Source organism: Flavobacterium sp. ALD4, assembly GCF_002836475.1.
Taxonomy (GTDB): Bacteria; Bacteroidota; Bacteroidia; order Flavobacteriales; family Flavobacteriaceae; genus Flavobacterium.
Genome location: NZ_PJBJ01000030.1, coordinates 659,638 through 671,300, shown reverse-complemented (window position 1 = coordinate 671,300; position 11,663 = coordinate 659,638). Strand labels below are relative to the sequence as shown.

At 35.0% G+C, this 11,663-nt stretch carries 10 protein-coding genes; 7 read left to right on the top strand and 3 right to left on the bottom strand.

Features of this window, described 5'->3' with window-relative positions; all coding sequences use genetic code 11:
• Positions 1–22: 22 nt before the first annotated feature.
• The 5 genes from CXF59_RS11615 (at position 23) to CXF59_RS11595 (ending at position 6,833) form a co-directional block, all read left to right on the top strand.
• Positions 23–1,456 (top strand): OmpA family protein, encoded by a 1,434-nt coding sequence (locus CXF59_RS11615; RefSeq protein ID WP_101137930.1) that lies wholly within the window; start codon positions 23–25, stop codon positions 1,454–1,456.
• Between the two features lie 135 nt (positions 1,457–1,591).
• Entirely contained in the window at positions 1,592–3,025 is a 1,434-nt protein-coding gene (locus tag CXF59_RS11610; RefSeq protein ID WP_101137929.1) for an OmpA family protein, read from the top strand.
• A 63-nt stretch (positions 3,026–3,088) separates the two neighbouring features.
• On the top strand, positions 3,089–5,851 hold the full coding sequence (locus CXF59_RS11605; RefSeq protein ID WP_101137928.1) for a PD-(D/E)XK nuclease family protein: 2,763 nt from the start codon (positions 3,089–3,091) through the stop codon (positions 5,849–5,851).
• A 14-nt stretch (positions 5,852–5,865) separates the two neighbouring features.
• Positions 5,866–6,165, top strand: a complete 300-nt coding sequence (locus CXF59_RS11600; protein ID WP_101137927.1) for a hypothetical protein — start codon at positions 5,866–5,868, stop codon at positions 6,163–6,165.
• A complete protein-coding gene (locus CXF59_RS11595) occupies positions 6,162–6,833 on the top strand; it encodes an ATP-binding cassette domain-containing protein (protein WP_101137926.1) in 672 nt (223 codons plus the stop codon). The genes CXF59_RS11600 and CXF59_RS11595 overlap by 4 nt, the downstream gene beginning before the upstream one ends.
• Here CXF59_RS11595 and CXF59_RS11590 read toward each other — a convergent pair.
• Positions 6,830–7,612 (bottom strand): alpha/beta fold hydrolase, encoded by a 783-nt coding sequence (locus CXF59_RS11590; RefSeq protein WP_101137925.1) that lies wholly within the window; start codon positions 7,610–7,612, stop codon positions 6,830–6,832. The two genes, CXF59_RS11595 and CXF59_RS11590, sit on opposite strands and share 4 nt — an antisense overlap.
• Before the next feature lie 162 nt (positions 7,613–7,774).
• Here CXF59_RS11590 and CXF59_RS15595 point away from each other — a divergent pair, with 162 nt between their 5' ends.
• Positions 7,775–8,506, top strand: coding sequence for an AbiH family protein (locus CXF59_RS15595; protein WP_101137924.1), 732 nt, complete (start codon positions 7,775–7,777; stop codon positions 8,504–8,506).
• On the top strand, positions 8,458–8,991 hold the full coding sequence (locus CXF59_RS15590) for an AbiH family protein (protein ID WP_101137923.1): 534 nt from the start codon (positions 8,458–8,460) through the stop codon (positions 8,989–8,991). The genes CXF59_RS15595 and CXF59_RS15590 overlap by 49 nt, the downstream gene beginning before the upstream one ends.
• Positions 8,992–9,041: 50 nt before the next feature.
• On the opposite strand, the gene CXF59_RS11575 is transcribed toward CXF59_RS15590, so the two are convergent.
• Together CXF59_RS11575 and CXF59_RS11570 are read right to left on the bottom strand one after the other, a co-directional pair.
• Positions 9,042–9,842 carry a TIGR00266 family protein gene (locus CXF59_RS11575; protein ID WP_101137922.1) on the bottom strand — a complete coding sequence of 267 codons (801 nt, stop codon included), beginning with the start codon at positions 9,840–9,842 and terminating at the stop codon, positions 9,042–9,044.
• Positions 9,843–10,117: 275 nt separating this feature from the next.
• On the bottom strand, positions 10,118–11,410 hold the full coding sequence (locus CXF59_RS11570; RefSeq protein WP_101137921.1) for an aminopeptidase P family protein: 1,293 nt from the start codon (positions 11,408–11,410) through the stop codon (positions 10,118–10,120).
• Positions 11,411–11,663: the final 253 nt, after the last annotated feature.

The following is an 11,663-nucleotide window of genomic DNA, read 5'->3' as shown; positions in this document are numbered from 1 at the left end:
ATTATTTTAAAAAAAAATAAGTATGAAACATCTTAGCAAAATTTTAGTTGCTGTAATGATGGTGATGGGCTTAAGCTCTCACGCACAAGACAGTAACAACCCATGGGCCATCTCTTTTGGAGTAAATGCCGTAGACACAAGAACTAGTGCAGATGGTGGGAATGGTTGGTTAGACCAACATTTTTCTCAACCTTTCGCTGTAAAAGACAATTGGAATGTTCTTCCGTCAGTATCTTACATCAGTGTATCGAGGTACTTAGGGGATAATATCTCTTTTGGAGTACAAGGTTCTGTAAACAAAATTGATAAGTATATAAAATTTGATCCAACTGGAACAGGATATGATTCAAGAGGAATGAAAGTTTCTAACCCTGGTGATTTGATGTATTATGGTGTTGATGCTAGCGTTAAATACAGTTTCATGAGTCTTATTAACTCGAAAGTGATTGATCCTTCGATACATGTTGGTGGAGGTTATACTTTCTTTGGCGACAGTAGTTATGGTACTCTTAACCCAGGTGCTGGTTTAACTTTTTGGTTCACAGAGCGAGTTGGTTTTTCTCTTGAGACTTCTTATAAAAAATCTTTTGGAGATAGAGAGGATGCTAATGGAACTCCTGATGCTCCATCTCATTTTCAACATACTGCTGGTCTTACTTTCAAATTTGGAGGGAAAGATACTGATGGTGATGGAATATACGATAAAGATGATGCATGTCCAGAAGTTGCTGGTCTAAAAGAATTCAACGGTTGTCCTGATACTGATGGAGACGGAATTCAAGATAGTGCTGATGCTTGTCCAGACGTATTTGGTTTAGCTGCATTAAACGGTTGTCCTGACACTGACGGTGATGGTATTGCTGATAAAGATGATGCTTGTCCAGATGTATTTGGTTTAGCTGCATTGAAAGGTTGTCCAGATACTGATAAAGATGGAATAGCTGATAAAGATGATAAATGTCCTACTGTTGCAGGACCAAAAGAAAACGCTGGTTGTCCTTGGCCTGATACTGACGGTGACGGAGTTTTAGACAAAGATGACAAATGTCCAGAAGTAAAAGGTACTGTTGCTAATAATGGTTGTCCTGAAGTTTCAGAAGCTGTTATGATGAAATTGAATGAGTATAGTAAAACTATCTTGTTTGATTCTGGAAAATCTTCTTTCAAAAAACAAACTTACTCAACTTTAGTGTCAATCACTGAAATCTTAAAAGAATATCCTTATTCAAGATTCTTAATTGAAGGTCATACTGATAGTGATGGAAGTAATGAGTTGAACCAAGATTTATCTATGAACAGAGCTCATGCGGTTAAAAATTATTTGATTGAAAACGGTATCAAGGCGGATAGATTAGAACATACAGGTTATGGTGAAACAAAACCAATGGATACTAATAAAACAGCTGCAGGAAAAGCACACAACAGAAGAGTTGAAATTTCTTTAATTAAAGAATAAATTTTTCTAAAATAGTTATGAAAAACGCTCCGATTTATCGGGGCGTTTTTTTTATTTAACATTTTTTTTTGTAGTTTAATTTTTACGTGTTACTTTTGTATATAATTAACTAAATTATTTTAAAAAAAAATAAGTATGAAACATCTTAGCAAAATTTTAGTTACTGTAATGATGGTGATGGGTTTAAGCTCTCACGCGCAAGACAGTAACAATACATGGGCTATCTCTTTTGGAGTAAATGCCGTAGACACTAGAACTAGTGCAGATGGTGGGAATGGTTGGTTAGACCAACATTTTTCTCAACCCTTCGCTGTTAAAGACAATTGGAATGTTCTTCCGTCTGTCTCCTATATTAGTGTGTCGAAATACATAGGAGATAATTTCTCTTTTGGAGTTCAAGGTTCTGTAAACAAAATTGATAAGTATGTGAAATTTGATCCAACTGGAACAGGATATGATTCAAGAGGAATGAAAGTTTCTAACCCTGGTGATTTGATGTATTATGGTGTTGATGCTAGCGTTAAATATAGCTTCATGAATCTTATCAACTCTAAAGTGATTGATCCTTCTCTACATGTTGGTGGAGGTTATACTTTTCTTGGAGACAGTAGCTATGGTACTCTTAACCCAGGTGCTGGTTTGACTTTTTGGTTCACAGAGCAAGTTGGTTTTTCTCTTGAGACTTCTTATAAAAAATCTTTTGGAGATAGAGAGGATGCTAATGGAACTCCTGATGCTCCATCTCATTTTCAACATACTGCTGGTCTTACTTTCAAATTTGGAGGGAAAGATACTGATGGTGATGGAATATACGATAAAGATGATGCATGTCCAGAAGTTGCTGGTCTAAAAGAATTCAACGGTTGTCCTGATACTGATGGAGACGGAATTCAAGATAGTGCTGATGCTTGTCCAGACGTATTTGGTTTAGCTGCATTAAACGGTTGTCCTGACACTGACGGTGATGGTATTGCTGATAAAGATGATGCTTGTCCAGATGTATTTGGTTTAGCTGCATTGAAAGGTTGTCCAGATACTGATAAAGATGGAGTAGCTGATAAAGACGATAAATGTCCTACTGTTGCAGGAGCAAAAGAAAACGCTGGTTGTCCTTGGCCTGATACAGACGGGGATAGTGTTTTAGATAAAGATGACGATTGTCCTAAAGTTGCTGGGCCTGCAAGTAATAAAGGTTGTCCAGAAGTAACTGCTGAAGCGATAAACAGCATTAATATGGAAGCAAGATCAGTTTTCTTTAATTCCGGTAAGGCGACTTTTAAATCTACTGATGTTCCAGTAAGATTGGATGCTATTTCAAATATTCTTAAAGAATATCCTAATGCTAAATTTACTATAGAAGGACACACAGATAGCGACGGTTCAGATGCTTTTAATCAAAAGCTTTCTGAAGACAGAGCAAACGCTGTTAAAGACGCATTAGTTCAAAGAGGTACTAAGGTAGATAATTTGACTACTATTGGTTATGGTGAAACTAAACCTGTAGCTACAAACAAAACTGCTGCTGGTAAAGCTCAAAACAGAAGAACTGAAGTTGTTTTTATAAAATAAATTTCGTAAAATATTTATTGCAAACGCCTCGATTTATCGGGGCGTTTTTTTTATTTTTATAAAATGAAAAATACTTCCTTTTTAGATAAAATCGCGCAGGTTTTAGTAGAAAATTATTCCGATAAACTATCCGATACGATAGTGGTTTTACCAAATAAGAGAGCTAAAATTTTTCTTATTGAAGCCCTGAAAAGGCAAGTCGATGTTAATATCCTTTCTCCTGAAATTATTAGTATCGAGGATTTTATTCAAGACATCGCAGGAATTCGTACTGCGGATCCCATAGAATTGTTGTTTGAATTTTATGATGTGTATTTGTCAGTTACTGAGAAAACTAACCAACAGTCATTTGAATTGTTTGCCAATTGGGCCAAAACACTCTTGCAGGATTTTAATGAAATCGATCGTTATCTGTTAGACCCATCTTATGTTTTGTCTTACTTAAAAGACATTGAAGACATCAAGAAATGGGGAATCGAAGTCGAAAATAAAACACAACTACTCGAGAATTATATCGACTTTTGGAAATTATTGCCCAATTACTACCAAACATTATATAGCCACCTACTCAAAAAAAAAATTGGTTATCAGGGATTAATCTATCGAGAAGCGGTAGGGAACCTGAAGCACTTTTCGAAGTCAATTACTAATAAGAATTATGTTTTTGCGGGGTTTAATGCCTTAAATGCCTCCGAAGAAAAGATCATTCAACATCTTATAGCTGCTGACCAGGCAAAAATATACTGGGATGCTGACCAAACCTTCCTAAATGACCCCTATCATGATGCGGGCTTATTTGTAAGGCGATTTAAAAAAAGTTGGAAAGAGTACAAGTCAAATTCCTTTGAATGGATTGTAGATGATTTTTCGCAAACAAAAAACATTAAAGTTATTGGTACTCCGAAAACGATAGGTCAAGCAAAAATTGCGGGCGGTATCATTGAGAATATAATTAATGAAAATCCCACTACAACGCTGGATAAAGTGGCTATAGTTCTTGGTGAAGAAAATCTTTTGGTTCCACTTCTTTATTCGTTACCCTCCTCTGTTGGCGCTTTGAATATCACAATGGGCTATCCAAGTAAAAATAATCCTGCCCAAATTTTGATCGCGAAGTTATTCAAGATGCATACTAACGCATTGGCTAGAAATGCAAAAAATTATGTGCTGTATTATAAAGATGTGCTGGATATTTTAACACATCCATTGGTGGAGCCTTATGCGCAAACAAGCACATTAGTTAATCTTATTAATAAAAACAACTACACTTTTATTACTCATCATAAATTAATGGAATTGAATGCCTATCCCACTGATTTATTTCTGTTGCTATTCCAAAAATGGGAAAATGGTTCGATTGCGGTCTTGGAAACTGTTTCTAAGTTGTTACTTACCATTAAAAATAATTTAAGCAATGACAATAAAGAGGAAAAGATCACAAAGGCCTTTGTTTTTTCCATTTTTAAAGTGATTAACAAGCTGATTAACTATTATTCGCAACACGAACACATTGATAAGATTGAGACGCTTTATGCCATATATAAACAAGTAATTGACCTTGCCGAAGTTTCTTTTGAAGGAGAGCCGCTGAACGGTCTGCAAATTATGGGTGTTTTAGAAAGCCGTGTGCTTGATTTTGATACTGTTATTGTGACTTCCATGAATGAAGGAAAGTTCCCTGCTGGAAAATCCCAGAATTCGTTTATTCCGTATGATGTGAAACGGGAATTAGGATTGCCTACATTCAAGGAGAAAGACGCCATTTATACCTATCATTTTTATCATTTACTGCAACGTGCTAAAAACATCTATTTGCTTTATAACACTGAAAGTGAAGGATTAGATGCAGGTGAGAAGAGTAGATTCATCACGCAGTTAGAAGTAGAAAAGCAGGCAAAGCATACCATAACACACGAAATTTATAATGCTGTATTACCGGAAACAGCTTATACGCCGATGGTTATTGAGAAATCAGAATCTGTGATGCTACGTTTAAAGGAAATTGCCGATGTTGGTTTTTCGCCATCTGCGTTGACGAGCTATATCAGGAATCCGATTCAGTTTTATTTTCAAAAGATATTGCGAATCAGAGAAGTCGAAGAAGTAGAAGAGAATATAGCTTTGAACACTTTGGGAACCATTATTCATGAGACATTAAAATCACTGTATGATCCGTTTGTTGGGAGATTTATTTCAGAATTAGACATTCAAAACTGCTTCAAACAAATCGATGCCGAAGTGCTGAAACAGTTCAAAGTGGTTTATAAAGAAGGGGAAATCAAGAAAGGTCGTAATTTACTCGCTTTTGAAGTTGCGAAACGAAATGTATCCAATTTTCTAAAGGTAGAGTTGGAAAGTATAAAAGCAGGAGATGCAATAAAGATTTTAGCATTAGAACAAACATTTGAACGTATTTTAAATCATCCAACTTTACCATTTCCGGTATTGATAAAAGGGAATGTAGATAGAATCGAAGAACGCAACGGAGTAATTCGGATTATTGACTATAAAACTGGTAAAGTAGAGAAGTCCAGTGTGACGCTGAAGACATGGAAAGGATTAACCCAGGAGATTAAAAACGACAAAATTATTCAGGTTTTGGCTTATGTCTACATGTATGAAACTGAAGCTAAATCAAAACCCATTGAGGCAGGGATTATCTCTTTTAAGAATCTAAAATCTGGGTTTTTACCGTTTAATTTCAAAGAAGAAAAAGAAGGGAATATGATCATAAATGAAGTGGTGATGACTAATTACCTGGAGCAGATTGTTTTGTTGTTGAATGAAATCTTAGATGTCAGTATTCCATTTGAGGAGAAAGTGTAGCAACATAAAATAGTATGACTTTACAAAAAGCAAATAACATATTTGAGTTCTTTAAAAGTAACTTAGTCATTAACTTGGCTGTTTGTGTGGTACCAATTCTCTTTTTAGGGTTATTTGCGTTTAAATACACTTTTTTGACCGTTGGTTTTGCTGCTAGTATAGCGGTTAAGGAATTCAATTCTAAAAACGAATATTTATTTTACTACAACAATGCTATTTCAAAAACTGAACTTTGGTTGTATGCTTGGTGCTGTACGTTTGTATCTCTAATTGTACTAAGTTTTGCCCTTAACTTTATAGCTACACTATTTTGAAAAAGCATATTTTAGAAGTAGATAGTGTACAGAAAAGATATGATATTCAATCCATTCTTTCAGATGTATATTTAAAATGCGAAACTAATGACATTATAGGTTTGTTAGGTCGGAATGGTTCCGGAAAATCTACTTTATTGAAAATCATCTTCGGAATTGAAAATGCTGATTTTAAGTTTGTGCGAATTGATGGAGTGGTAAAAACTAAAACCAGAGATCTATTTAATGAAATAAGTTATCTCTCTCAAGACAATTTTATTCCGAATCAATTATCGGTCAAGAAAGCCATTTCGCTCTCCATAAATAGCGAACAAGCGGATGATTTTTATAATGAGGAAATGATCCAATCGATTAGCAACAGAAAAATTTCGGAGTTATCAGGTGGGGAATTACGTTATTTAGAAATCAAGTTGGTACTTTGTAATCCTTCTAAATTTGTTCTTTTAGACGAGCCTTATAATGGGTTGTCGCCTCTTATGATTGAAAAAGTAAATGCACTAATAAAAGAAAACGCTACACGAAAAGCGATTGTAATTACAGATCATAATTACGAAAATGTAATTTCGATTTCGACAAAATTGATGCTAATGAGAGACGGTAAAGCATATCATCTTAAAAGTAAAGAGGAGCTAGTCGATAAAGGGTATTTAAATCCTGAAGTTTTTTAAATATTTTTAAAAAACTTTAGTAATACTGCTGTTAAATCCTCCTCGTTTTCAATATGAGTCATATGTCCGTCCGGAAAAACAATCAACTGCACTTCTGTGTTTTCTACCTGTTGTTTTGTTTCTTCATGTGGTAAAACGGGATCTTTCTCGCCAAGAATAAGTAATTTTGGAAAAGCCGTGAGATGCAATAACGCTTCACGATCATTTCTGATTTTCATTCCTTCCAGCGAAGCGACGATACCTTGCAGTGGTGTTTTCAGCGCTTTGTTTTTTACACTTTCAATTTCGTTAACTAGTCTTTCTCGGTTTCCTTCGCTAAATAAATTGGCAATGGAGAGCGATATGAAATTTATAAAAGAATGTTTGACGGCTTTAATCGCACGATCCCGATTCAGTTTTCGTTCTTCGCTGTCTGCTCTGGCTGTTGAATTCAACAAAACCAAGCCTTTTAGATATTCAGGATACAGCTCGGCGAAAGCCAAAGCCACGTAACCGCCCATCGAATGACCAACGAGAATTGCTTTGCGGATGCGCAACTCGGCTAAAACCGAATGTACGGCATCTGCATTGTCTTCCATGGAATGGACATAACCGTAACACTCTGTTTCTCCGTGACCCAGTAAATCAATTGTGATGACTCTGTTTTTTTTGGAAAAAGTCTGGATGTAGTTATCCCACATGCTTTGGTTTTCCAAGAAACCATGAAGCAGGACAATAGCGGTACCTTTTCCGGTATCAGAATAAGAGATGCTGGTATTTTTGAACTGAATTTGTTTCACCGTTTTGTTTCGTTTTTGAGCGACTTCAAAATTAGTGCTTTAATTTTCTTGAACCATTTAAGTTATAGATTTTTTTTGAATAGCCGAATTTTTTCATTCGTAGAGGACATATAAGCTCATGTAAGAAAAATAACTATCTTTGAAAAGAGCAACTTTTTAAATATGAACAGACTTGTTATTATTGGAAATGGATTTGATTTAGCACATGGATTGCCCACTTCGTATAAAGATTTTATGGATGATTATTGGAAAAACATAAAAGATTCTAATCATGATGAATTAGTTGCATTTAAGATTGGTAGTTACGCAGAGTTTAATGGGCATAATAATTTAAATGATTTAATCGATATCATTTACCCTATAGATGTAAAATATAAAAAGGATGGTATAAGTATATATAAACTTGCGGATAATCCAATTGTATTTGCAAATAATAGAATTCAAATAATAGATTATAAAAATTATTTTTTTAAATCATTAAATCAAAATTCGATTAAGAATTGGGTAGATATTGAGAATATCTATTATAATAATTTAAAAGAGATAGCAAAAGACGAAATAGAGGGTAAGAGTTTGATAAGGGGTATTTCTAAATTAAACGAAGAATTTGAACAAGTCAAAAATTTACTCGCAAGATATTTAAACGAAAAAGCAATAAATCAATATGATTTAGATTTTATAAAAAAGAAATCTAGCGAGTGGAATAGTTTTTATAGTGTGCTAAAACCTATTTCTTTATTTAGTAACGAAAATAATATTCTAAAAGAATTTATTAATGAAGAAGATATCAAATATATAAAAGAGCGCTTTGAAGAAGAAGGTCGGGAAGAAGTTGTTAATAATTTATATATTTTAATTACACTCCAATTTCAAGCATTTATAGTGAGCTGCTAAATAGTGATGCTAAAATACAAAGTAATATTAATTTTATTCATGGAAGTTTAGGTAACGTTTCAGATAATAAAATTAATTTCGGTTTTGGAGATGAAATGGATGACGATTACAAAGTGATAGAAAACTTAGGTAATAATGAATATTTAAAGAATTTTAAGTCTTTCCAATACTTACAAAATTCAAATTATAACGATTTACTGCGATTTGTGGATAGTAAAAGATTTCAAGTTTTAATTATGGGGCATTCTTGTGGTTTGTCTGATAGAACATTATTGAATACTATTTTTGAACATAATAATTGCAGATCGATTAAGCCTTTTTATTATCAATTTAAAAATGATAAAGATGAAGTTGTGGGGGATAATTATACTGAAATAGTTCAGAATATTTCAAGGCACTTTAATAAGAAAAAATTAATGAGGGAGAAAATTGTAAATAAGACGCTATGTCAACCTTTACCGCAAATTAAGCTTCCTTTTAAATAGACACTGGCCTCCATTTTTGAAGGCCGTTTATCTATGAAGGTTATAAAAATTTAATAACGATTATCTCCATCCAGTAAATTTCCTAATCCGCCTAATACACTTCCTTCACCGCGGCTAGTTCCACCTGATTTAGGTGCTGAAGCAATAATTCTGTCAGCGAGTCTGCTGAATGGTAACGATTGCACATACACGGTTCCGGGGCCTCTAAGGGTGGCGTAAAACAGACCTTCTCCGCCAAAAATGGAGTTCTTGATTCCGCCAATGAATTCTATATCGTAATCGACATCTTTTGTGAATCCTACGATGCAACCCGTATCTACTTTTAGGACTTCGCCTGCTCTTAATTCTTTTTTGGCCAAAGTTCCTCCAGAATGTACAAATGCCATTCCGTCGCCTTCTATTTTTTGCATGATGAAGCCTTCTCCGCCAAAGAATCCACGGCCTAGTTTTCTAGAGAATTCAATTCCAACAGATACACCTTTAGCAGCGCAAAGAAAAGAGCTTTTTTGACAGATGAATTTTCCTTGAAATTCGGTTAAGTCAATCGGGAGTATTTTTCCGGGATAAGGTGAGGCAAAAGAAACTTTTCCTTTGGAATTAGCTTGATTGATAAATGCAGTCATGAATAAGCTTTCGCCTGTAAGGACTCTTTTACCAGCATTTAAAAGTTGGCCAAAGATTCCAGATTTTTGTTCTGAACCATCTCCAAATATCGTTTCCATCTGAATGTTATTGTCCATCATCATAAAACTCCCCGCTTCGGCAATGACGATTTCCTGTGGATCTAATTCGATTTCTACATATTGCATTTCTTCGCCAAATATGTGGTAATCTATTTCGTGTGCTTGCATGATTTTTAGTTTTTTGATTGAATTAATAGGTTGAATTTAAGGACTAAATGTTACAGCTTTTTTTGATTTTATAATTGATTTAACATTTTGAGTTCTTATGAAAAATAGACGTTATGGCTAGCCCTGATGGCAGTGGTATCCTCTTGTGCAGTGATGACGAAACAAGAGATATAACGGACAGCAGGAGGAGACGTAGATAAAAAATAGAAATTTCTGCTCCAAAAAAAAAGCAGCCTAGATCGTTCTAGACTGCCATTTTTAAACAATAAAAGCTTTTATGAGTTCATCAAACTTTCAATTTCATCCACTTCAATAGGAATGTTGCGCATTAGGTTGAATGGTTCGCCACTTTCTTTAATCACGAGATCGTCTTCCAGACGAATTCCGAAACCTTCTGCAGGAATATAAATTCCAGGCTCTACAGTGAAAACCATATTGGCTTGCATTGGTTCAGTCAAAATTCCATAATCATGTGTGTCTAGGCCCATGTGGTGCGACGTGCCGTGCATAAAATATTTTTTGTAAGCAGGCCAGTCCTGGTTTTCGTTTTGCACGTCGGCCTTGTCGAGCAGTCCTAGACCAAGTAGTTCCGAGGTCATTAATTTACCCACTTCGATATGGTATTGTTTCCAAAGTGTTCCTGGAATAAGCATTTTAGTGGCTTCATTTTTAACGCGTAAAACGGCATTGTAAACGGCTTTTTGTCGATCATTGTACTTTCCTGAAACAGGAATGGTACGGGTCATATCACTGGAGTAATTTGCATACTCTGCGCCAGCATCAATTAGGATTAAATCACCGGATTTGCACTGTTGGTTGTTTTCGATATAATGCAACACGTTCGCATTGTTTCCTGAGCCAATAATTGGTGTGTATGCAAAACCTTTGGAACGGTTGCGAGTGAATTCATGAATAAATTCAGCTTCGATTTCGTACTCCATTACATTGGGTTTCACAAAAGACAGAACTCTGCGAAATCCTTTTTCTGTAATCGTACAGGCCTGTTGGATTAAGTCTAGCTCTTCGCTTTCTTTTACAGAACGAAGACGTTGTAAAATTGGGTTACTTTTTGCCACGGTGTGTGCTGGATACTTCTCTTTCCACCATTTTACAAAGCGGGCTTCGCGTGTTTCAGTTTCTACTGCCGCTCTGTAATGTTCATTCGTATTGATGTAAATAGTGTCAGCATGCGTCATCATTTCGAACAATATCTTTTCAAAATCTTTTAGCCAATGTACTGTTTTGATTCCGGTAACTGCCAATGCGCGTTCTTTGGTTAGTTTTTCGCCTTCCCAAACGGCTATATGGTCGTTTGTTTCTTTCAGAAATAATATTTCTCTTTGGTGTTCATAAGGAGCGTCCGGAAATAATAATAAGACGCTTTCTTCCTGATCTACGCCGCTTAAGTAAAAGATATCGCGGTGTTGCTCAAATGGCATCGTGCTGTCAGCACCTATTGGATAAATATCATTAGAGTTAAAAACGGCAACACTTTTTGGCTTCATTTGAGCCATAAATTTACCTCTGTTTTTTATAAATAAGTCACGGTCAATTTGATGGTATTTCATGTTATTTCGATTTAATCTTTATAAGTATTCAAAAATACTAAGATTTAATTGGTTCGAGTTATGATTTTGACAATTTTATATAAAATACACGAAGCGCGACGGTTTAAAATTCCACTTTTAAACTGATGCGCTTCGCTCGTAATACCGATTATGTATTCGATATTATAAGAATTATAATTGATATAGCTTAAGTCAATACTATTTAAAAATGAGCTGCTTCCGTAGAATCTCCTATGGTTGTAGACGACGTTCC

What these genes read in the sequence shown, in the direction of transcription:
- CXF59_RS11615 (WP_101137930.1), top strand. Translation starts at nt 23, where the DNA reads ATGAAACATCTTAGCAAAATTTTAGTTGCTGTAATGATGGTGATGGGC.
- CXF59_RS11610 (WP_101137929.1), top strand. Translation starts at nt 1,592, where the DNA reads ATGAAACATCTTAGCAAAATTTTAGTTACTGTAATGATGGTGATGGGT.
- CXF59_RS11605 (WP_101137928.1), top strand. Translation starts at nt 3,089, where the DNA reads ATGAAAAATACTTCCTTTTTAGATAAAATCGCGCAGGTTTTAGTAGAA.
- CXF59_RS11600 (WP_101137927.1), top strand. Translation starts at nt 5,866, where the DNA reads ATGACTTTACAAAAAGCAAATAACATATTTGAGTTCTTTAAAAGTAAC.
- CXF59_RS15595 (WP_101137924.1), top strand. Translation starts at nt 7,775, where the DNA reads ATGAACAGACTTGTTATTATTGGAAATGGATTTGATTTAGCACATGGA.
- CXF59_RS11575 (WP_101137922.1), bottom strand. Translation starts at nt 9,842, where the DNA reads ATGCAAGCACACGAAATAGATTACCACATATTTGGCGAAGAAATGCAA.
- CXF59_RS11570 (WP_101137921.1), bottom strand. Translation starts at nt 11,410, where the DNA reads ATGAAATACCATCAAATTGACCGTGACTTATTTATAAAAAACAGAGGT.